Here is a 21,117-nt window from a genome sequence, read left to right as displayed (position 1 = left end):
GACCTTCCATCAAATACTATGGTGCATAGTATTTGACGGAGGAGCAATATGAACAGCAGCAGAAACCCCGCCCGAGGCCGACGGAGCTCGACTCGGCGATCACGCCCAGCCGGAGTGCCCGGGGGCGTACGCGCTCCCTGGACGGTGATCGGCGCGGGTGTCGTCATCGTCGTGCTCGTCGGTGCGATCGGATACAACCTGGCCCCCCGCGTCCTCGAACGCAATCAGGCCGAGCGGTTCGCGCCGACCGCCGACGACCCGGACCCCTCGCGCGGCATCGACGGCGTCGTCGAGGTCGAGTATCCGGCAGCGCGGCACGTCGAACCAGCTCAGAGAGTTGCCTACGATCGGAGTCCGCCGTTCGGCGGCCCTCACGACCAGACCTGGGCGACGTGTACCGGAGTGGTGTACCCCGTCCCGCTACGCAGCGAGAACGCGGTTCATTCGCTCGAACACGGGGCGGTGTGGGTGACGTACGACCCGAACCGGGTCTCCTCCGACGAGGTCGGTTCACTCGCCGGGCGGGTCGAGGGCGAGCCCTACACGATGATGTCGCCCTACCCGGGCCTGACGGCACCGATCACGCTGCAGTCGTGGGGTCATCGACTCGAGCTCGACAATGCCTCCGACCGGCGCATCACTCAGTTCGTCGCTGCTCTGCGACAGAACCCCTCGACCCACCCCGAGAGCGGAGCCAGTTGCTCGACCATTCCCGGCGCGTTCGATCCCGACAACCCGCCGCCGTTCGACGCCAGCGAGCCAGGACCGGACGCGGTGCCCCTCGAGGAAGACCCGGCCCTCGACAGTGCGCCAGCGCCGATGGGGGAGGGGAGTCGATGACCGTGCACGGCCGGACCGACGATGCCCAGATCGACGATGCACAGAATGACGCCGCGGAAACGGGACCCAGATCCAGGCCCAGGGCACTGCTCATCGGCTTGGCGGTGACAGCCCTCGTCCTGTCCGGCGTCCTCATCGGCGTACTGCTCACACCGGACGGCGCACGAGTGGCCGTACCCGCATCGGATTCGGTGGATGTGGGTTTCGCGCAGGACATGTCGCTCCATCACAACCAGGCGATCGAGATGTCGGCGATGGCGTTGGGACGCTCGACGGATCCGGTCATCCGGACCCTCGCCTTCGACGTGTTGACCTCGCAGCAGAGCCAAGTCGGCACTATGCAAGGCTGGTTGACACTGTGGGACAGGCCATATCTGCCAGACGGCCCGCCGATGACGTGGATGACCGAGGCCAGCTCGACAGAGGGTCACCCGATGGACATGAGCGCGTCCGCGAACGACAGCGGACAGGACGCGAGGTCGATGCCCGGCATGGCCAGTACCGCCGAGCTGACGGCACTTCGCCGGATGAACGCCGAAGAATTCGACGGCCGGTATCTGCAACTGCTCCGCCGCCACCATCGTGGGGGAATCCCGATGGCAGAGCAGGGAGCGGCGAACGCGACAGTTCCCGCTGTCGCCGCGCTCGCAGGCTCGATCGCCTCGACCCAAACCGCCGAGGTCGGTCAGATCGATGCCCTACTGAGCGCACACGGGGTCTCACCGTTGCCGGAGAGCTGACGCCCATATCGAAATACTATGTTGCATAGTAATAACGATTGGGATGACCCCCATGACCGGCACCGGCACGCATGGAACGGCGTCGAATCGTCGAGTTACTGTGCAATGCACTCACTTTCGACGCCGACGCGATAGGCGAAACAGCGATGAATTCAGTCGAGCGTGTGACAGAAGGGCTTGTGGTGTCGATGGGACCACGCAACACTGACCCACGGCCGACACGGCATCCACTGCGGTCGCGACCGGCATTCAACGAGAAGGGTGACCACGTGAACAACGCGGGAAAGACGACGCCGAGCGGCGGTCGACGTCGCGCATGCCGAGGTGCGCGGACATACGTGATCGTCGGTGTCGCACTCGGTGCGGTGTTCCTGCACGCCCCGGTAGCCGGAGCGAATCCGGGTCAACCGGCCGCGAAGTCCGGGGACGAGGTCGAAGGTCAGCAGACCGCCGACGCCGTCAGCCGGTTGATCCGCCTGGCCGATCGGGCCGCGACAATCGGTACCGATCCGATCGCGGTGGCAGATCTCGCAGCTTTCGCATCCTCGTCGTGGGCCGCCGCCCAGGCCGGCGGTGTCATCGCGGACACCGCCGGCCCCGTGTCCGCGTCGGCAGGATGCATCGTCGACGCCATCGCCCGAGGAGTGTCGAATGCCCCGGCGCAGTCCCTGTCCTGCCTGGCCCCGTTGGCTACTCTCGACCCACTCCTGGCCCTTCGTATCGCCACATCGCTCCAGGTCGACGCCCTCGACCCCGCGGTCCCGCACGACGGCGACCGAGGGGGGGAACAGGATCCGGTGACGGGCAACACCGGCCGCGATTCGCCCGTGCCAGACACCACTGCGCCTGAGACGAGTGTGCCTGAGACGACTGCGCCCGAAGATTCTGTTCCTGATGCAGCACAGCAGCGAGGTTCCACGTCCGGTGGCTCGGCCACCTCCCGAGGTACTGCGTCTGCTGTCGCACCCAGCGGTGGACTGGTCACCTCGAACTTCGGCACCCGGAGCGGGACACAACACGGCGGTGTCGACATCGCCGACTCACTGGGCTCGCCGATCGTCGCCGCGGCCGACGGGACTGTCATCAGCGCCGGGCCCGCGCAGGGCTTCGGGCTGTGGGTTCGGATCAGACACGACGATGGATCGATCACCACCTACGGGCACAACAACGGAAATTCGGTCACGGTGGGTCAGCGCGTCCGTAAGGGCGATCGGATTGCAGAGGTCGGGAACCGCGGTAATTCGACGGGTCCGCACCTGCATTTCGAGACCACATCTCCCGCGGGGCAGAAGGTCGATCCGCAAGCCTGGCTCGGTGAGCGGGGAGCCAGAATCGGGGCGGGCACACGTGCGCGATGAATGCGCCCGATCGTGCCCTTGCCAGTAAGCGCGATCAGGCGATGAGGTCGCGGCAGTCCCCGAGCGCAGGACGGCCGCGACAGCTCAGGTGCGTTGACTGGTCTCGCTACCGATCTTTTTCAGGAAATCGTTGTAGGCGTTGAGTTCGCTGTACCCGTCCTCTTCGGCGTGCCGGTCCGCGGCAGCCGATTCCTCTTTTTCGTCCCGGTTCCACCGAATACAGAAGATGAGCACGACCAGCAATGCCACCGGCTCACCGTAGGACCACGCCAGCGCTCCGGCGAGCTTCTGATCGGCTACCGGATCGACACCCCAGTCCGGGGGTGGGAAGGCGAATGTGGCCAGCATGGGGGTGCTCGACATCATCAAGATGACACCGAAGAACACATGCAGCGGCATCTCGACGAACAGGTCGAACAAACGGCCCAGATTGCTCTGCCGAACGGGGAGGGGGCCGACGGCGAGCACAGGGATGATGAACAGCAGCCCGCTGGCGAAGAAGAAGATCTCCATCGACACGTGGCCGATGACTGTGACCGCGAGAACATCGAAGATCGACGACAGATACAGGCCGTAGTAACTGAAGAGGAACAGCGGGATCGTCAGACCTGGATGTAGTGCGATGCGCCCGGCGCGGCTCCGCAAACCTGTCAAGGCGGCGATGAGTACCCATCGGCCGACGCCGTAGTGGGAGGTGGCCCGCAGCAGTAGCCGTCCAGGGGAGCCGACCACCAGCAAGGGTGGAACAAGCATCGACAACGTCAGATGCTGGAACATGAACACGCTGAACAGGCTGTAGCCGTAGCGTTCGATCTGCAGTCCGGTCACCAGGACCAGCGCCGCGCAGCCGATGAGGAAGCTGAAACTGCGCCCGCGCGACCATTCGATACCGCGGCGTTGGATCCGAATCAGTCCCCAGCAGTACAGCCCGGCCATCACGATGCCGGCGATCGGCAGGATCGGGAGCGGTGGAAGATCCCAGCTCAGTAGCGCTGCCAGCGTCGGGGGAGCCTGTGGGGGATCGACGGCAGCGATGTTCATCGGCACCCTGTCATTGTTTGTTCTTGCCTCGGATCACCAGGGTCAGGGCGATAGCGGCGAGCGCGATAACCGTGATGCCCACGATGGAGAGCAGCATCATGGTGTTCTGTTTCGGTGGCCGGTCTTCGCTGGCGGAGGGATTGTTGGGATCGTAGGGCTGCGTTGCCGTGGTAGCAGGAGTCGGCGAGGTCGAGGTCGCACCGCTCTGCGATTGCTGTGCAGCGGCGTCCTGAGGGGTGGCGGTCGCCGCAACGTCGACGGAGAAACCGTACGACCCGGTGATCGGGTGCCCGTCCGCGGAGGTGACACGGTAGCCGACGGTGTACTCCCCGTTGGGGAGTCCGTCCTGGAGCAGGACCGATACGTCGGGGCCCTCGACCGTGGCCGTTCCCTGTGCCCACTGAGTGTCGCCAGGACCCACGACGCTGATGGTCGCGAACGATTCGTTGATGTCCTGGTTGAACACCAGACCGACACCGATCGGCGCGAACTCGAGTGTGGCATCGGCGGGCGGGTCGGAGCTGACCAGCTCACTGTGCGCCGACGCCGGCGCTGCAGCGAACAATGCTGTCCCGCAGATCATCACAGCGATCAGCATCAGACGTCTCACGTGGGGTACTCCTCTGTATCGAGCCCGACCCAACAACTACGGGACATAGTAGTAGGGAGGGCGGTTTAGCGGTGGGTCACTTCTGCGGCGATGGTTATTTCACCGGGTCCGGCGGATCGGATCGTTCACGGCCGGCGATGGCTTCGGTGATCACTTCCGAGGGCGCGATCGAATCCGAGTGCGGGCCACCGACGTGCTGCTCGGCGCGGATGCGTTCGACCATGTGCGGATAGTGAAGCTCGAACGCCGGCCGCTCGGAGCGGATTCGGGGCATCTCGGTGAAGTTGTGCCGCGGTGGTGGGCAACTGGTCGCCCACTCGAGGGAGTTACCGAATCCCCAGGGGTCGTCGACGGTGACCACTTCGCCGTAGCGGTAGCTCTTGAAGACGTTCCAGATGAACGGCAGCGTCGAGGCTCCGAGAACGAACGATCCCACGGTCGAGACCTGGTTGAGGGTGGTGAACCCGTCGGACGGGAGATAGTCGGCGTAGCGGCGCGGCATTCCTTGCGCTCCGAGCCAGTGCTGAACGAGGAAGGTGGCGTGGAATCCGAGGAACGTCATCCAGAAATGCCACTTGCCCAGTCGTTCGTCGAGCATGCGGCCGGTCATCTTCGGGAACCAGAAGTAGATCCCCGCATAGGTCGCGAACACGACCGTTCCGAAGACGACGTAGTGGAAGTGCGCGACGACGAAATAGGTGTCGGTGACGTTGAAATCGATGGGCGGGCTCGCCAGGAGCACTCCGGACAACCCGCCGAAGACGAACGTGATCAGGAATCCGATGGAGAAGAGCATGGGGGATTCGAGGGTGACCTGCCCGCGCCACATGGTGCCGATCCAGTTGAAGATCTTCACCCCGGTCGGCACGGCGATGAGGAAGGTCATGAACGAGAAGAACGGCAGCAGCACGGCGCCGGTGGCATACATGTGGTGCGCCCACACCGCGATGGACAGAGCTGCGATGCCGACGGTGGCGTAGATCAGACCCTTGTACCCGAAGATGGGTTTGCGGGAGAAGACCGGGAAGATCTCCGAGACGATGCCGAAGAACGGTAGCGCGATGATGTAGACCTCGGGGTGACCGAAGAACCAGAACAGGTGCTGCCAGAGCAACGCTCCGCCGTTGGCGGGATCGAAGATGTGGGTGCCGAGTTTACGGTCGGCGAGCAGGCCCATCAGTGCTGCGGTCAGCAGTGGGAACGCCAGCAGGATCAGGATCGAGGTCACCAGGATGTTCCAGGTGAAGATCGGCATGCGGAACATCGTCATTCCCGGTGCGCGCAGGCACACCACGGTGGTGACCATGTTGACCCCGCCCAGGATGGTGCCCAGGCCTGCGACGAGCAAGCCCACGATCCACAGGTCGGATCCAATACCGGGGGAGTAGACGGCGCTGCTCAACGGGGTGTACGCGGTCCAGCCGAAGTCGGCGGCACCGCCGGGGCTGATGAACCCGGCGGTGGTGACCAGTGCGCCGAACAGATAGAGCCAGTAGGAGAAGGCATTGAGCCGGGGGAAGGCGACATCGGGTGCGCCGATCTGCAGCGGCAAGATGTAGTTGCCGAAGCCGAAGACGATCGGGGTGGCGTAGAGCAGCAGCATGATCGTGCCGTGCATGGTGAAGAGCTGGTTGTACTGCTCGTTGGAGAGGAACTGCATTCCCGGAACGGCGAGTTCGGAGCGCATGATCAAGGCCATGAGGCCGCCGACGAGGAAGAATCCGAACGAGGTCACCAGGTACATCAATCCGATGACCTTCGGATCGGTGGTGGTGACCATCGTGTGCAGGAACGACCCCTTGCGTGCCCCGCGGGGTGGATAGGGGCGAACCGCCGGCGCAGCCGGAGGAGATGTCAGCGCCGTCATGGAACCACCTTCGAATCGCACGCGAATTACAGGACGCGTCCGACAGCCTAGCTCAAATACTATGCACCATAGTATTTAGGGGTGGTTCAAGTCAGCAGGACCGCGCACGCTGCGGCGGAGACCGCACTGAGGGTGAGGATTGCAATGGCGGCCGGCACCACGAGCGGCAGCACGGCGGCGGCAGCGTAAGCGCCTGCTCCGGTTCGGCTCGGTGTTTGCGCGCTCGTGTCGAGGTGATGCAACCGCGCGGCGGTCGAGTCCCCGATCAGGCCCAGTGCCCACAGTGGCCGCGCTGAATGCGCCTGCGAGACCGTCGACAGTGCCGAACGCACAGTGTCGGCGCTGGTGACCGCGGCCGCGGTCCGGTCGGCTGCGACCTCGACCAGAACCCGCACCGCTGCAGGTGCTGCGGCGAACAGGGGAACGCGAGGAAGTGCTTTGGCCAGGATCTCGCAGATGTTGACGATGCGGTGGTGTCGCCCGCGCAGGTGGGCACGTTCGTGTGCGATCACAGCTCGCTGTTGATCGGGATCGAGATGGGCGAGCAGGCCTTCGGTGGCCACGACGTAGCCGGGGCGACCGTCGATGCTGTAGGCCAGCGGGAGCGGGTGGTCGAGCCACATGATCGGTTCGGGTCCGGGGTCCGTGCGCGCGACGACGGCGATGACATCGCGGTGATAGTCGCGGACTTTGGACCGGGCTCGAAGCTGACGGCGAGTCGAGCGCAGGACGCGCGCCGACGCCGACGCCGCGAGGACGACCGATGCCCCGGCTACAGCTTCCCCGATCCACGGCTGCGCCGCGTGTTGCAGCGATCCCAGACAGCGGACGGCAAGTTCGACCATGCCCTCGGCGGGCGCATGGCCGGGCCAGAGCAACACGGTCACCGCGGATCCCACGAGAAACAGCACCCCGGCGATGCTGCCGATCCATGCGGTCAAGGCGAGAGTGGGGCTCACGGTGCGGGTGAGAGAGGTCAACGGCTGCGGCAGGGCGACGGCCGCGATGATCGCAGCGAGGAGCAACGCCAGCGCGACGATCACCGGTTCACGTCCGGCAGGTTCCCCCGCAGAGCGTCGAGCTCGTCGTCGGTGACGGTTTTCGCGAAATGCATCAGCACCGCGGCCGAATCGGTACTGGTGTCGAGGATTTCGCGCAGCGCCTGCGAGGTGGCCTCCGCGCGCGACTGCACCGGGGAGTACAGGTACGCGCGTGACTGCTTGGTCCGCTCGACCCACCCCTTCTCGTGGAGATGGGTCACGACGGTCAGGATCGTGGTGTAGGCGGGGTTTCTGTCGGCCATGAGTTCACGCAGGTCGTGGACCGACTGCGGTCCATCGCATTCCCAGAGCACGTTCATCACCTCCGCTTCGAGATCACCGAGCCTTTTCATCGCCAGTTCTTCTTCCTTGTCGTGTCAGCTGATATCGACTCCGCGTGCCGACAGCCACGCCGTCGGGTCGGACTTGGCACCGTCGGGTTGCCACACTTCGTAATGCAGGTGGGGTCCGGTGGATTGGCCTCGGTTGCCTACCGTAGCAATGAGCTCGCCGGCTTTCACGCGTTGACCGGCGGTGACGAGCGCCTGGTCTATGTGGCCGTACACCCCGATCGTGCCGTCGTCCTGACGTATACGCACCCACAGGCCGAACCCTTGCGCCGGACCTGCTTCGATGACCTCGCCGTCGGTCACCGATACGATCGGCGTCCCGATCGTGTTGGCGATGTCGAGTCCGTAATGCGTTGTCCCCCAACGTGGCCCAGAACTGGAGGTCAATGTGCCCGAGACCGGCACCACCGAGAGCGGGCGCCGCGCCTCGGCGTCGCGTGCTGCGCGCTCCGCCGCCCGAACTCCCCCCTCGGCGAGTTGCTCGGTCATGCGCTGCGCGAGTCGGCCGACGTCGAGATCGGGCAACTGCAACACCTGCGGGGGTGAGGCAACGACCGGGCTCGGCGGCAGGACGCCGGCGGGAGGTCGATCGATACTCGCAGCGCTGAGCGCCACACTGTCCTGCGACCCGGTGTTCGGAGCCGTCGCTGCCGCGGAAAGAAAGGCACCGACCGCGACCGACGCAGCGATGGCGCGGCCACCCGGCTTCGGCACCCGGCGGCGATGAAGTCCGCGGCGAGCACTTCGCGACACGGGCTGGACTACATCGCGGTCACCCTCGCTGTGCGTCGTCTCGTCCGGACCGGCCACGTGCGCCGCCCACATCGACGCGGTAGCGCCCGCGCCCGCGGTGTCCCAGGCGTCGCTGACCGCGTGAGCGGTTCCATCCGGTGCGGGCGTCTGCGCCGAGGGCGTGCGCTCGTACTCCGGCAGAGTCTCGGAGTACCCGGCATCGGCGGGCGACTCGGTCACGAAACGTGAGGGTGCGAAGTCGGCCCGTCGATGACGGGGGCGATCGGTGAGCGCCAGCGGCCTGGTGCCGACGGGCATCGACATCACGCCGCCGCGCGCCGTCGCTGCGCAGTCGTCGTCGATCGGATCGGGTGTGCGGTGTCGGGCCAAGATCACAATCCTTGGTGGCTACGAGGCCGAGGCCTCGCTCGAGATAACGAAATGGTGACGGTCAGGCCACAGGTTACTACTATCGAGCATAGTTTTTCCATCCCACTCGACCCGGATTCGCCCATACCGCTGGTCACGGTCCTGGGAGGACATCCCGCGGGCTGCGGCGACCCTGACCGAGAACGGATTCTTCGGGTATCAGGGGTGATCCCGCCGAGAGGACAGGCCACCGAGCATGGTGTTGTACGCCTCGAGTTCGGTATCGCCTTGATCGTCGATTCGGCGATCTCGTTGCCGTGCAGCGCTCTCGTCGGCCGCCGACCACCGGACCGCGGCGAGAACCGCGGCAGCGAGCAACGGCAACTCGCCGATGCCCCACGCAAGAGTGCCGCCGCGCCGCTGGTCGGCCAGCAGGTCTGCGTTCCAATCCAGACGCAGTCCGCTGTAGAAGCTCGCTCCGAGCGCGGTCTCGAGATCGATCGTCACGACGAGGAAGAATGCGAACCCGGCCAACGCGGTGATACTCGCGAGCAACTTCGTCAGTCCCGCGATCGGTCTCGGTACCGGGTCTTCGCCGACCGTGCCCCAGAACATCACCATCCCGACGGTCAGGAACCAGCCCTTCATCACCATGTGTGCCACATGCGAGTCGGCGACGGTGTCGAACACTCCGCCGGGGTAGAGCAGGTAGAAGCTGCTCAGGAACACCGTGGTGCTGACCCACGGGTGGATCGCGATCCGGGCTGCTCGGCTGTGCCATGCAGCCCGGAGCCATTCGCGCGAGCCCGGTGCGTCGGCTGCCGGCGCGGTCGGCAGGACCGAGGCGAACAAGGTGGCCGGTCGGCCGAGGACCAACAGCAACGGCACGGCGATGGCGACCGCGGTCAGTCCCGCCATGTGCACGCTGAACATCGCCGGGCTGTAGAGCCCGACCCCGGACGAGGTCGCCACGAGCAGCACCGCAGTGCCCATCAACCAGCTCGCGGTCCACCGCCGCCGCCAGGGCAGGCCTGCCCGCCGGCGGCGCCGCACGGCCACCAGGTACAGGACGGCCGCGATCACCGCCGCGGAGCCGGACACCAGGTCGAAACGCCACTCGAACGCCAACCGCGCTGCGGTGGGCGGGCCGTCCAACACGTAGCCCAAGGCTTCTTCGTGCGCCTGAGGTAGCGAGGCGTTCTGCGGCGGGGGCGGGGGGGTGCGACCGAGTGCGACCGCCAGGCCCACGGTGGTGACGAGAACGAGGGTCTCGATCATCGACAACGTGATCAGGGATCTGCGGTTCTCGGGATCGTGGGCCAGAGCGCCGACCGTTCGTCGTCGCTGTATCCACCCGAGGGTCCCCACGATCGCCAGGGCTGCGATCTTCGCCAGTATCAGAGCGCCGTACGTCGAATCCCACAGCGACGTCACGGGTACTCGCACGGCAGCGTTGACCACTCCGGAGACCGCCATGATCACGAACGCAACCAGAGCGAGCGTCGAGTAGCGGCGGGTCGCGACGGCAAGGTGTCCACCCCCGCGCAGCGCGTGAGCGAGAAGTGCGAGGAGTCCGCCCACCCACAGTGCGGCGGCGAGGATGTGCAGGATCAACGAGTTCGTCGCGATGTCGTGATTGCCGCCGGTCGAGGAGTGGCCGGTGACCGCGCGCGGGATCAACGCGAGCATCGACAGGGCGAACAAGGCGGGGGTCCATCGATGCCGCAACACTGCCGCGCATGCTGCGGCGGTGATCGCCGCGATCGCGGCGGTGATGGCCCATGCAGTGGAGGCCTCGACATCGCCGATCGCACCGAGGAACTGCACCGGTTGCGCCGCAACGGATCCGACAGGTTGACCCGACGCGTCCGAGAGTGTCAGCGGCACCAACGCCGCTGCGCACACCGCCCACACTGCGGAGGCCTTCGCCGCGGTGCGGACGGCGATGTACCCGTCGATGTCGAGCACACCCGACATTTGGGGAGGAACGAGGAACGCTGCGAGAAGCAACGACCCCACCGCCACGACCGCGGCTACCTCTCCGAGCGCGGTCAGCGCCGGAATACCGTAGGTCGTGATCGGTCCCGGATCGGGAAGCCCGAGCAGAATCAGCGCCTGCGACGTCGACAACGCCGCGAGCGCAGCGGCCACCACTGCCGCGATCGCGGCCCACAGCAGCATCACCTGCGAACCGGAGCGTCGATTCACCGGACCGCGGGTCGAGAGTGCGGCTTCGGTGGCCATGTCGTCGGTGGCCATGACGCGGCACCCCTTACGTGGATGATGTGTGGCGGGACAACTGTCGGCCGGCAATATCGGCACGGCTGCGCGACCGAGTCGCGCAACCGAGATCGAACTACTACGAATCATAGTTCTGCGCCGACGCAGTGCGGCCGCGGGCAGCAGCTTCCGGCGAACACAACACTTGCATATATGCGCATATCGCAATATGTTGTGTTCCTGTTATCGAATCTCGCCGAGAAGGGGTACCCACGATGGGACACGGACATGGCCACGGGATAGAGCCGGGATCGCCGGCGAGCGCGTCCGGTAAGCACCTCGGGCGACTGTGGATTGCTGTCGGTCTCGGGGCGGTTACGTTGGTGACGCAGGTGGTAGTGGGTCTGTCCACCTCGTCGCTGGCGTTGTTGTCCGATTCCGCACACGTGTTCACCGACGTGTTCGGGGTCTTGATGGCGATCGTGGCGATCACACTCGCACAGCGGCAGTCTCGCAAGACCGGCCGCACGTTCGGACTGTATCGAGCCGAAGTGTTCGCGGCTCTGTTCAATGCAGTGCTGCTCTTCGGTGTCGCTGGGTGGATTCTCTACGAAGCCGCGCAACGCATCACGAACCCACCGGAGGTGCCCGGGATTCCGGTCATGTTGGTGGCGCTGCTCGGTCTGGCCATGAACCTGATCGCGTTCCTCCTTCTGCGTAGTGGTGCGAAAGAGAGCCTCAATGTTCGGGGTGCGTATCTGGAGGTGATGGCGGACATGCTCGGCTCGATCGGAGTGCTCGTCAGCGGACTGGTCACCGTCGTGTTCGGGTGGCGGTACGCCGACCCGGTCATCGCGGTCGCCATCGGGTTGTTCGTTTTGCCGCGTGCATTCACTCTGGGGCGTCATGCCGTACGAATTCTGCTGCAACACGCTCCGTCGGGCATCGATGTCGCCGCCGTGGAAAAGGCCCTGACCGGTGTCGACGATGTCGAAGAGGTACACGATCTGCACATCTGGACACTGACGTCGGGGATGGAGGTCGCTTCGGCGCATCTGACGGTCGCCCCGGAGGCCGAGACACCCCGGGTGCTCGCTGCAGCGCAGCAGGTTCTCCGCGACGAGTTCGGTCTCGAACACGCCACTGTGCAGGTCGAACCTCAGGAAGGCGAAGGCCGTTGCCGAGAGGTCAATTGGTAGGCAGGTCTCTGGTAGGCAGGTCTCGACCCGGTGCGCGATCGGCACGCCGTGCTGTCGTCGACACGGCAGCGATGTACCGAACCGGCACCAGTCGGGTGGGGGCACAGAGTGGGTCCTCGATTGCCGCACATCGGCCCGGTCGACACCGTTCACCCCGAACCCGTCCACCTCGCATGTTCGGCCGCCCGGTGATGGATCAGTCGACTGTGAGGGTATCTACGGTTCTGGTCACGGCGCGGTTCGGCAGTGGCTCGGTAGCGGGGCTGCGCACGACCACCCCGTCGGTGATCGAGAAGGCACTGTTGTGGCAGGGGCACTCGATCGTGCCGTTGCGGACTCGGTTCACTGTGCACCCTTGGTGAGAACAGATAGCCGAGAAGGCCCGGAAGGTACCGGGTTCCGGTTGGGTGACGACGACCTGCCGGTCGGCGAGCACGATTCCACCGCCGACAGGAACATCGTTCACCGACAAGGTGATGGGACCGTCGGAAGCGGTGTCCTCACCGGACGGGGCTTCGCCGACGCTGCATCCGGCGGCAGCCAGGCACGCTGTAGCGCAGCTCGTAGCGAGAAAAATACGGCGCGGTAGCGCCGGGATGTTGTCGCTCATGCAGCAGGTTCCCCTCGGTGCGCCTCGGTGCGCCTCGGTGAGCGAGAGGCGACGATCGCTTGTCGGTGGTTGTGGTCGAATATGTTTCGAGCCGTTCCGGTGTCGATCACTCTCACTGTTCGAGCGAATCAGCAAGATTGTCCTGTCGCGAATGTGTCTGCACTGCAGGGCATTCGATTCGACCGCCGAGGTATCTCATGCACGTTCACGATTCGGCGCTGTCGGGCACTGCGGGCCGAGGGGTAATCTTTGTGGCCTCTCGCGTGAACAGTGCCGCCCCGATCATCAGCACCACCCCGCAGGTGATGTAGATGTCGGCGAGGTTGAATGTCGGCCACCAACCGGTGTGAAAGTAGTCCGTGACCGCACCGTCGACAAGCCGGTCCAGAACGTTGGACAGCGCGCCGGCGAGGATCAACGCCAGCGCCACCGTGGTCCACTGCTCCCCGTGCCGAGCGCTGTGCCATCCGTAGGCCGCGACCCCGGCGGTGATCGTCGCCGTGACCGACACGATCACCCATAGGGGCAGCGAATTGCCCAGACTGAAGGCCATTCCGCGGTTGAAGGCGAGTCGCAATTCGAGGATCGGTAGTGGGATCGGAGAGCCGACCAATGCTTCTTGCGCCCAGTAGTCGACGGTCAGCGCGGTAACGACCAATGTCAGCACGAGAGTCACTGCGTAAGCACGCAGCCGCGTGGGAGACGTGGTGGGGGAGCGGTTCACGGATCCTCGTTCTCGGGTGTGTACCTCGGACAGGTGCTGGGTGTCGACGGAAGGGGATCGGTCACCGCCGCAGAGTTGCCATCACATAAAATACTATGCACCATAGTAGTTGATGAACGGCAGAGATTTCTCCGGTACCGGCTGCACGCTCATGTCGTCATGAGGGCCGCTCCTGACACAGAACCCGGACCTCGACGACCCGGCGACGACCCGAACCGGGCGCGGTGGGTGACCGGCAGCAACGGAGTCCGTGCCTGGATCCGGCTCCTCGCGGCTGCCTCATCCGGGCTGATGTTGTACGCCACGTTCCCGCCCCTAGATCTGTGGTTTCTCGCTCCGGTAGCACTTGCAATGCTGCTGTTGGCTGTGCGCGGGCGAGGGGCGCGTGCGGGGGCCGGCTACGGCTTCGTTGCCGGCTCGGCGTTCTTCGTGCCTCTGCTGCCGTGGGTGGGGGAGTACGTCGGATCGGTGCCGTGGCTGGCGCTGGCCGTGGTTCAAGCCCTCTTCGTGGCGATGTTCGGCGCAGTAGCGGATCGGATGTCGCGACTGCCGTGGGGGCCGGTCTGGGTGGCGAGCGCCTGGGTGGCGATGGAAGCGGCACGATCTAGGATCCCGTTCGGCGGATTCCCCTGGGGCCGCATCGCATTCGGTCAATCCGACGGGCCGCTGCTGCCTCTGGCTGCGTTGATCGGCGCGCCGGGGTTGTCGTTCGTCGTGGTGCTGATCGGGTCCGCTCTGGCCGGTGCCATCGCTTCCGATCGCATCACCCGCAGAACTGCAGCAGCGTCGTGCATCGGTGCGGCCACTGCTGTAGGGGCGCTCACGGTGGTAGCTCCACTGTTCGCTCCGCCGCAGCAGGACACGGTCACCGTCGCCTTGGTGCAAGGCAACGTCCCGCGGCTCGGTCTCGACTTCAACGCCCAACGACGAGCGGTGCTCGACAACCACGTTCAGCGCACCATCGAGCTCGCCGACGACATCGACTCCGGCCGCGTACGCGCACCCGATCTGGTCATCTGGCCGGAGAACTCCTCCGACATCGACCCCCTGCGCAACCCCGATGCCGCCGCACGTATCGACGCCGCGGCCCGCGCCGTCGGTGTGCCCATTCTCGTCGGCACGGTACTACGCCAGGGCGACGGCACCACCACGAACACCTCGATCGTGTGGGATCCGGTCACCGGCCCAGGGCAGAGGCACGACAAGCGGCAACTGGTGCCGTTCGGCGAATACCTGCCGCTCCGCACGATCGTCACCGCACTCTCTCCCTACGCCGCCCAAGCAGGACGCTTCGTTCCGGGTCAGGGCAACGGCGTCGTCGACCTCGCCGGAGTGCCCGTGGCGGTGGCCACCTGCTACGAGGTCGCCTTCGACGCATTGCTCACCGACTCCGTTCGCGCCGGTGCCCAGCTGATCGCAGTGCCGACCAACAACGCCACCTTCGGTCGGACGAACATGACCTATCAACAACTCGCCATGTCGCGGGTACGAGCGGTCGAACACGGGCGCAGCGTCGTCGTTTCGGCCACCAGCGGCGTCAGCGCCGTCATCGATGCACGCGGGGAGGTCGTCGAGCGCACGGAGCTGTTCACCCCCGCAGCTGTCGTCACCGAGGTGTCACTGAGCACCACGCTCACCCCGGCGACGATCACCGGCAGCGTTCCGGAATGGATTGCCGCCACCGGCGCTGTTGCGGCACTGGCGTTCTCGCTGCTGCGCCGACCACGCCCCACCGCACCGAACCCGCAAACTACTATGTCGCGTAGTATTTAGATGGTGGTCGGTGAAGGGCGTGCGGAGATGACGATCGACGAACACCCCGGTGCGCACTCGCCGAGACTGGTGCGCAGAACGGTGGCGATGCTGCGCAACCGGTGGCGACAACTGACGTCGATGCGTACAGCGTTGGTGCTGCTGTTTCTTCTCGCCGCCGCAGCAATCCCCGGCGCACTGCTGCCGCAGCGCAATCTCAATACCCAGGCCGTCGATGCCTACATCGCCGCGCGCCCGGCTCTCGGGCCGGTGATGGACACACTGGAATTGTTCGACGTGTTTGCAAGTTCCTGGTTCACCGCGATCTACGTCCTGCTGTTCGTGTCGCTGATCGGCTGTCTGACTCCGCGGTTGATCGAGCACGGTAAAGCTCTTCGCGCACAACCTGTTCGAGTGCCCCGAAATCTCACTCGACTACCGTTGCATCATTCGGGCACCCTCGCCGGTGACCCCGAGAAGGTGATTGCCGACATCGCGCCGCACTTGAAAGGGTGGCGTACCGTCGTTCGGCCCGAGCCCGATGGGGCACTGACTCTCTCGGCCGAGAAGGGCTATACCCGCGAGGCCGGGAACTTGCTCTTCCACTTCTCGCTGATCGGTCTGCTCGCCGCTATCGCCATCGGCAAACTGTTCGGCTACGAAGGCTCGGTCATCGTCATCGCCGACAACGGACCCGGTTTCTGCAACACCTCTCCCGCCGTCTACGACTCCTTCCGTGCTGGCAACAGCACTGACGGCACCGGACTCGAGCCGTTCTGTATCCGGGTCAAGGACTTCACCGCCGACTACCTCGAGAACGGTCAGGCCGAGATGTTCACCTCGAACATCTCCTACCAGAGCGCCGACGACATCGCCGCCGACACCTGGCGCGATTATCAACTCAAAGTCAACGAACCTCTCCGGCTCGGCGACGAACGCATCTACCTCACCGGACACGGCTATGCCCCCGAGTTCACCGTCACCTTCCCCGACGGCCAGACCCGCACCGAAGCCCTGCAGTTCCGCCCCGACGACGCCACCACGTTCCTCAGCAGCGGCGCGCTGCGATTCGACCCACCCGGGGGGACCTACGCCACCGCCGACGAACGCCGCCGAGGCCAGATCGCCATCGAAGGACTCTTCGCGCCCACCGCGCAATTCAACGGGAATCTGCTCTCCTCTCGCTTCCCGGAATTGGTCGATCCCGCTGTGGCAGTGGACATCTACAAGGGCGACACCGGTCTCGACACCGGCATCCCGCAGTCGATCTTCTCCCTGGACCAGGAGATGATCAACCAGGGTCGGCTGGTCAAGCAGGACCGGGTCAACCTGCGGCCCGGAGAATCGACAACCCTCTCCGACGGCACTCTCGTCCGGTTCGACGGTGCCAAGGAATTCGCGAACCTGCAGGTCGGATACGACCCCGCGCAGCGGTGGGTGCTCGTGTTCGCGGTCACGATGATGACCGGACTGCTGGTGTCCCTGGTCATCACACGCCGTCGCATCTGGTTCCGGGCCCACCTTGGCGAACCCGGTCTCTCGCGAGTGGACATGGGCGGCCTGGCTCGCACAGATCACGCCGGCTGGGGACCCGAATTCCAGACCCTCCGGTCACAGATCTGGCCGCAGGCAACCCCGAGCGACTCCGAGACCCACGACAGAGAAACGGTGTAGCACCATGCCGATCGACGACACCCTCGCTCGTTGGAGCGACATCAGCTTCGAGACCGCCTTCGTGGTCTATCTCCTCGCAGCAATCGCATTCCTCGGTCAGCTCGCGTCGACCCGTAGCGCGGAGCTGCACAATATGGAGCGACTGCGCACGCGGGTGATCGCAGTGACATCGTCGACGCCTGGTCGCATTCCCGACGCACCCCGGCGGGTTCCGTCCGAACGCATGGGCCGTACCGGACTCGGGCTGGTGATGGTGGCGCTGACGTTGCATGTCGGGTCGATCGTTCTTCGCGGGATCGCCGCCGGCCGCCCGCCGTGGGGCAACATGTACGAATTCGTCTCGGTCACCTGCGCGGCCGGTGTACTGGCTGCACTGGTGGTGCTGCGCTCCAAGCAACTGCGCACCCTGTGGTTGTTCGTCCTGGTGCCGACGTTGATCCTCCTGTTCGTCGCTGGCACCGTGCTGTACGCCAACGCAGCACCGGTGGTACCGGCACTGCAGTCGTACTGGCTGCCGGTGCACGTCTCGATCGTCTCGCTCGGCAGCGGGGTGTTCTTGATCTCCGGGGTTGCGAGCGCGCTGTTCCTGATCCGCATGAAGCATCCCGAGGCCTCGGGGAGCAGAATGAGCCGAATCGTCGCCCGTCTGCCTTCCGCGCAGACACTGGACATCCTGGCGTACAAGACCACGATCTTCGCATTTCCACTCTTCGGCGTCGGCGTCATCCTCGGTGCCATTTGGGCCGAAGCCGCATGGGGCCGATTCTGGGGCTGGGACCCGAAAGAAACGGTCTCCTTCATCACCTGGATCGTGTACGCCTCCTACCTGCACGCCCGAGCCACCAGCGGATGGCGCAACACCCGCGCAGCATGGATCAACATCGCCGGATTCGTGGCGATGCTGTTCAACCTGTTCATCATCAACATGGTCGTCTCAGGCCTGCACTCCTACGCAGGCCTGAACTGATGACTCCCGCTACGTGCCCCCCAGCGCGTCCGCAAGGTCCTGCGGAATGGGCATCGGCGACATCAGTCCCGCCTCGACCCGGCCGGTGTTACCGGCCGGGTATCGCCCCGACCACGATCCTGGAGCAGCGACCACGATCCGAATCAACTGGCCCCAGGATTCGCGCCGATCATGTTCTGTCACCGCAGCTTTCAACATCGCGGCGTGGTTGCGAGTATGCAACCACGGATAGGGCTGCGAGAGGATGTGTGCTCGTTCGAGGTGGTACCAGCGCACCTCTGTTGTCGATGCCCCTGCTGCTGCGGTCATTTCTATCCCGTAGAGCCTGCGTGCAGTTCGATCACCGCTCACCGGTCTCTACCTCTTTCCGCGGAAGAGTTCGCCGTACGCGGGGGTCGATGTGCAGCAGGTACATCCATCCGAGCACCCGGAGCTGCCATCGTCTGCTCCGATCGCCGACGGTGACGTTGCGGTGGTGGAGGCCAGTAGGTTCCCAGATGCAGGTGCGGTGTTCCTCGGCGTCGGAGCCGGAGCGCAGCAGGCATCCGCGAAGGCCGCTGCGGGCGCGATCGTTACGTTGAGGGCACCGGACGCCGCGGGCGGGGGCACGAAACCGTCCAAGGGCGTGGTGCGGGCGGCGCGAATCGCATTGGCTATGACCAGGACTTCGGCGAGTTCGTGGACGAGCACCACGGTGGCCAAGCCCAGGACACCGGTAGCAGCCAGTGGGACGAGCACGCCGATGATGGCAATCGACAAGGCGATGTTCTCGATCATGATGCGCCGGGCGCGTCGAGCGTGGGCCAGCACCTGCGGTAGATGCCGGAGGTCTTCCCCCATGAGGGCAACATCGGCGGTCTCGATGGCAACGTCGGTTCCCATCGCGCCCATGGCGATACCGACATCTGCGGTCGCCAAGGCGGGAGCGTCGTTGATGCCGTCGCCGACCATGGCAAGCTTGCGTCCGGCCGCGATGTCGGTCAGCAGGGCCGCTTTGTCCTCGGGCAGTAGTTCGGCGTGGACGGCGGTGATGCCCGCCTGGGTCGCCAGAGCCTGCGCAGTGAGCGCGTTGTCGCCGGTGAGCATCGCAGTGTCGATACCGAGCGCGGTGAGTTGGCGGACAGCCTCGGCGGCCTCGGGCCGCAGTTCGTCGCGGACGGCGATCGCAGCGATCAGAACTCCGGCGCGTTCGACGAGAACGACTGTGGCACCGCTGCTTTGGAGACGAGCGACGTCGGCGTGGAACTCCTCGGAGCTGGGGTGTGTGTCGAACCAGCTCGGTTTCCCGAGCCTGATCGCGGCTCCGTCGAGGGTGCCGGTCAGGCCGTGCCCGGCGATGGCAGTGACATCATCGGCTGCCGCGACGGTCGATACGGAGGCCAGTACGGCGCGGGCGAGTGGATGCTCGCTGCGCGCTTCGAGCGCAGCAGCAACGGCCAGCGCGTCGTCGCGGCTGATTCCCGCAGCGGTGACGACGTCGACGACCTCCGGTCGTCCTGCGGTGAGGGTGCCGGTCTTGTCCAAGGCGACGACGCGAATGCGGCCCAGCTCTTCCACTGCTGCACCGCCTTTGATCAATGCCCCGTTGCGGCTCGCAGCCCCGATCGCCGCCACCACCGACAGCGGCACCGAGATGGCCAACGCGCACGGTGATGCCGCGACCAGGACCACCAGTGCGCGTTCGAGCCACAACATGGGGTCACCGAGCACCGCACCGACGCCGGCGACGAGTACGGCGAGAATCATGATCGAGGGCACGAGCGGACGTGCGATACGGTCCGCCAGCCGTTGGCCGGCCCCTTTGCGGTCCTGGGCCTGTTCGACGATGCGGACGATGCGAGCAAGCGAACTCTCCGATGCCGGCGCGGTGACGGTGACCTCGATGGCCCCGCCGCCGTTGATGGCACCGGCATGCACCTCGTCACCGACACCGGCTTCGATGGGCACGGACTCGCCGGTGATCGCAGATACGTCCAGATTCGTCGAACCGCGAGCGATGGTGCCGTCCGTGGCAGCTCGCTCACCCGGCCGCAGCACCATGATGTCCCCGATCACGACCTCGTCGGGGGACAGGGCCTGCTCGGTTCCACCGCGCAGGACAGATACCGTCGGCGGCACCAAGGACAGGAGTGCGCGCAGTCCGCGACGGGTCTTGGTGACCGCGTATTCCTCGAGTCCCTCGGCGACGGAGAACAAGATGCCGAGCATCGCGGCCTCGGGGATCTGGCCCAATGCGATGGCACCGAGGAGCGCGATCGTCATCAGCGTGCCGACACCGATGCGTCCGTGTCGCAGATTTCTCACCGTCGCGGGAACGAAGGTGACGGCGGCGATCGCGGCAGCGATCAGAGCGCCGACGGTCGCAACCGCATCGGCACCCGTTCGACCGAGCAACCACGATGCGCCCAGGATGATCGCGGCGGCCGAGGCGAGTTGCAGCTCGCGGACCTGCCACAACCTCGGGAGTGCATCGGTCGGAGCCGGACCTCCCGTGCCCGCACCGTCAGCAGTGGATTCGGTGGTCGGCGCTGCCGGGGTAGGTCCGCAGCACGCGTCAGCCATGATCGACCCCGGTGACTTCGGTGGTGGCCGAGGCGGTGGGCAGTACCTCGGTCAGTGTCGCGAGCAGTCGGGTGCCGCGGTCGGTGAGCGAATACATGACCAACTTTCCCTCTCTGTTCGATGTGACGGCGTCCGCGGCTTTGAGTTTGCGGAGATGGTGGGAGACCAGCTTCTGGCTCTGTCCCACGATCCACGCGATGTCGCAGCCGCACATCTGCCCGCCGGCGTTCAACGCGAGCGCGATGGTCAGTCGGGTGGGGTCGCCGAATGCTCGGGCAGCGTCGGCGACCGGTTCGATATCGCCGAGCGCGGGCAGAGTAGCGCGAACCCTCTCGGCGTGAGGGAGGTCCATACACAACAGATCGCACGAGTCCAGAGGTTCCAAGGCCATGGGCACAATCTAACAATCATGCGATCGTTAGGGAATGCCCGCCGGTCAACGTTCGTACGATTGTTAGTGTC

Annotated in this window: 19 protein-coding genes; 7 read left to right on the top strand and 12 right to left on the bottom strand. The window is 65.5% G+C overall.

The genetic code is table 11. From position 1 onward, the window contains the following. Positions 1-48: 48 nt before the first annotated feature. From E4P29_RS22550 to E4P29_RS22540, 3 genes are all read left to right on the top strand, one after another. Positions 49-840, top strand: a complete 792-nt coding sequence (locus E4P29_RS22550) for a DUF3105 domain-containing protein (RefSeq protein ID WP_057479448.1) — start codon at positions 49-51, stop codon at positions 838-840. Continuing rightward, positions 837-1,580: a DUF305 domain-containing protein gene (locus tag E4P29_RS22545; RefSeq protein WP_057479447.1), complete on the top strand. Its 744-nt coding sequence runs from the start codon at positions 837-839 to the stop codon at positions 1,578-1,580. Before E4P29_RS22550 ends, E4P29_RS22545 begins: the two co-directional genes overlap by 4 nt. Before the next feature lie 269 nt (positions 1,581-1,849). Then, positions 1,850-2,938 carry a M23 family metallopeptidase gene (locus E4P29_RS22540; protein ID WP_235581815.1) on the top strand — a complete coding sequence of 363 codons (1,089 nt, stop codon included), beginning with the start codon at positions 1,850-1,852 and terminating at the stop codon, positions 2,936-2,938. A gap of 84 nt (positions 2,939-3,022) precedes the next feature. On the opposite strand, the gene E4P29_RS22535 is transcribed toward E4P29_RS22540, so the two are convergent. From E4P29_RS22535 to E4P29_RS22505, 7 genes are all read right to left on the bottom strand, one after another. Then, positions 3,023-3,979, bottom strand: a complete 957-nt coding sequence (locus tag E4P29_RS22535) for a cytochrome c oxidase assembly protein (protein WP_032382576.1) — start codon at positions 3,977-3,979, stop codon at positions 3,023-3,025. Between the two features lie 10 nt (positions 3,980-3,989). Next, entirely contained in the window at positions 3,990-4,589 is a 600-nt protein-coding gene (locus tag E4P29_RS22530; protein ID WP_135047285.1) for a copper resistance CopC family protein, read from the bottom strand. Positions 4,590-4,683: 94 nt separating this feature from the next. Next, complete coding sequence (gene ctaD / locus E4P29_RS22525; RefSeq protein ID WP_052054829.1) at positions 4,684-6,456, bottom strand: cytochrome c oxidase subunit I; 1,773 nt, start codon at positions 6,454-6,456, stop codon at positions 4,684-4,686. Between the two features lie 86 nt (positions 6,457-6,542). Beyond that, on the bottom strand, positions 6,543-7,499 hold the full coding sequence (locus E4P29_RS22520) for a M56 family metallopeptidase (protein WP_094634700.1): 957 nt from the start codon (positions 7,497-7,499) through the stop codon (positions 6,543-6,545). Then, positions 7,496-7,849 (bottom strand): BlaI/MecI/CopY family transcriptional regulator, encoded by a 354-nt coding sequence (locus tag E4P29_RS22515; RefSeq protein WP_057479441.1) that lies wholly within the window; start codon positions 7,847-7,849, stop codon positions 7,496-7,498. The genes E4P29_RS22520 and E4P29_RS22515 overlap by 4 nt, the downstream gene beginning before the upstream one ends. Before the next feature lie 24 nt (positions 7,850-7,873). After that, a complete protein-coding gene (locus E4P29_RS22510; protein WP_245154456.1) occupies positions 7,874-8,968 on the bottom strand; it encodes a M23 family metallopeptidase in 1,095 nt (364 codons plus the stop codon). A gap of 198 nt (positions 8,969-9,166) precedes the next feature. Next, the gene (locus tag E4P29_RS22505; protein ID WP_135047284.1) at positions 9,167-11,206 is read right to left on the bottom strand and encodes a cytochrome c oxidase assembly protein; all 2,040 of its coding nucleotides are present in this window, start codon (positions 11,204-11,206) and stop codon (positions 9,167-9,169) included. 236 nt (positions 11,207-11,442) lie between these two features. On the opposite strand from E4P29_RS22505, the gene E4P29_RS22500 reads away from it, so the two are divergent. Further along, a complete protein-coding gene (locus E4P29_RS22500; RefSeq protein ID WP_032370892.1) occupies positions 11,443-12,366 on the top strand; it encodes a cation diffusion facilitator family transporter in 924 nt (307 codons plus the stop codon). A 196-nt stretch (positions 12,367-12,562) separates the two neighbouring features. Here the strand turns inward: E4P29_RS22500 and E4P29_RS22495 are convergent, their stop codons facing one another. Beyond that, the gene (locus E4P29_RS22495) at positions 12,563-12,976 is read right to left on the bottom strand and encodes a Rieske (2Fe-2S) protein (protein ID WP_057479439.1); all 414 of its coding nucleotides are present in this window, start codon (positions 12,974-12,976) and stop codon (positions 12,563-12,565) included. 205 nt (positions 12,977-13,181) lie between these two features. Continuing rightward, positions 13,182-13,700: a signal peptidase II gene (gene lspA, locus E4P29_RS22490; RefSeq protein WP_094634698.1), complete on the bottom strand. Its 519-nt coding sequence runs from the start codon at positions 13,698-13,700 to the stop codon at positions 13,182-13,184. Positions 13,701-13,991: 291 nt separating this feature from the next. Between lspA and lnt the strand changes: the two genes are divergently transcribed. Genes lnt through ccsB form a run of 3 tightly spaced genes read left to right on the top strand, consistent with a single transcriptional unit; the run spans position 13,992 to position 18,093 of the window. Then, positions 13,992-15,473 carry an apolipoprotein N-acyltransferase gene (lnt, locus tag E4P29_RS22485; RefSeq protein ID WP_245154457.1) on the top strand — a complete coding sequence of 494 codons (1,482 nt, stop codon included), beginning with the start codon at positions 13,992-13,994 and terminating at the stop codon, positions 15,471-15,473. Positions 15,474-15,500: 27 nt separating this feature from the next. Continuing rightward, positions 15,501-17,126: a cytochrome c biogenesis protein ResB gene (locus E4P29_RS22480; RefSeq protein WP_179274839.1), complete on the top strand. Its 1,626-nt coding sequence runs from the start codon at positions 15,501-15,503 to the stop codon at positions 17,124-17,126. Positions 17,127-17,130: 4 nt separating this feature from the next. Beyond that, complete coding sequence (gene ccsB, locus E4P29_RS22475) at positions 17,131-18,093, top strand: c-type cytochrome biogenesis protein CcsB (RefSeq protein WP_094634696.1); 963 nt, start codon at positions 17,131-17,133, stop codon at positions 18,091-18,093. A gap of 9 nt (positions 18,094-18,102) precedes the next feature. On the opposite strand, the gene E4P29_RS22470 is transcribed toward ccsB, so the two are convergent. The 3 genes from E4P29_RS22470 to E4P29_RS22460 are packed head-to-tail and all read right to left on the bottom strand — an operon-like array spanning position 18,103 to position 21,046. Beyond that, positions 18,103-18,444 carry a DUF3703 domain-containing protein gene (locus E4P29_RS22470; protein WP_256986478.1) on the bottom strand — a complete coding sequence of 114 codons (342 nt, stop codon included), beginning with the start codon at positions 18,442-18,444 and terminating at the stop codon, positions 18,103-18,105. 6 nt (positions 18,445-18,450) lie between these two features. Next, the gene (locus E4P29_RS22465) at positions 18,451-20,655 is read right to left on the bottom strand and encodes a cation-translocating P-type ATPase (RefSeq protein WP_094634695.1); all 2,205 of its coding nucleotides are present in this window, start codon (positions 20,653-20,655) and stop codon (positions 18,451-18,453) included. After that, positions 20,648-21,046, bottom strand: a complete 399-nt coding sequence (locus E4P29_RS22460; protein WP_135047283.1) for a metalloregulator ArsR/SmtB family transcription factor — start codon at positions 21,044-21,046, stop codon at positions 20,648-20,650. The genes E4P29_RS22465 and E4P29_RS22460 overlap by 8 nt, the downstream gene beginning before the upstream one ends. Between the last annotated feature and the right edge of the window lie 71 nt (positions 21,047-21,117).

Origin of the sequence: Rhodococcus sp. 1R11 (genome assembly GCF_004563845.1) — a bacterium.
Classification (GTDB): domain Bacteria; phylum Actinomycetota; class Actinomycetes; order Mycobacteriales; family Mycobacteriaceae; genus Rhodococcoides.
Note: the sequence above shows the minus strand (reverse complement) of the source record. Positions and strands in the feature narration are given on the sequence as shown.

Excerpts from the sequence above, each read along its gene's own strand:
- ctaD (WP_052054829.1), bottom strand. The coding sequence starts at position 6,456 with ATGACGGCGCTGACATCTCCTCCGGCTGCGCCGGCGGTTCGCCCCTAT.
- E4P29_RS22515 (WP_057479441.1), bottom strand. The coding sequence starts at position 7,849 with ATGAAAAGGCTCGGTGATCTCGAAGCGGAGGTGATGAACGTGCTCTGG.
- ccsB (WP_094634696.1), top strand. The coding sequence starts at position 17,131 with ATGCCGATCGACGACACCCTCGCTCGTTGGAGCGACATCAGCTTCGAG.
- E4P29_RS22545 (WP_057479447.1), top strand. The coding sequence starts at position 837 with ATGACCGTGCACGGCCGGACCGACGATGCCCAGATCGACGATGCACAG.
- E4P29_RS22550 (WP_057479448.1), top strand. The coding sequence starts at position 49 with ATGAACAGCAGCAGAAACCCCGCCCGAGGCCGACGGAGCTCGACTCGG.
- E4P29_RS22460 (WP_135047283.1), bottom strand. The coding sequence starts at position 21,046 with ATGGCCTTGGAACCTCTGGACTCGTGCGATCTGTTGTGTATGGACCTC.
- E4P29_RS22465 (WP_094634695.1), bottom strand. The coding sequence starts at position 20,655 with ATGGCTGACGCGTGCTGCGGACCTACCCCGGCAGCGCCGACCACCGAA.
- E4P29_RS22495 (WP_057479439.1), bottom strand. The coding sequence starts at position 12,976 with ATGAGCGACAACATCCCGGCGCTACCGCGCCGTATTTTTCTCGCTACG.
- E4P29_RS22500 (WP_032370892.1), top strand. The coding sequence starts at position 11,443 with ATGGGACACGGACATGGCCACGGGATAGAGCCGGGATCGCCGGCGAGC.
- E4P29_RS22535 (WP_032382576.1), bottom strand. The coding sequence starts at position 3,979 with ATGAACATCGCTGCCGTCGATCCCCCACAGGCTCCCCCGACGCTGGCA.
- lnt (WP_245154457.1), top strand. The coding sequence starts at position 13,992 with ATGTTGTACGCCACGTTCCCGCCCCTAGATCTGTGGTTTCTCGCTCCG.
- E4P29_RS22480 (WP_179274839.1), top strand. The coding sequence starts at position 15,501 with ATGACGATCGACGAACACCCCGGTGCGCACTCGCCGAGACTGGTGCGC.
- E4P29_RS22505 (WP_135047284.1), bottom strand. The coding sequence starts at position 11,206 with ATGGCCACCGACGACATGGCCACCGAAGCCGCACTCTCGACCCGCGGT.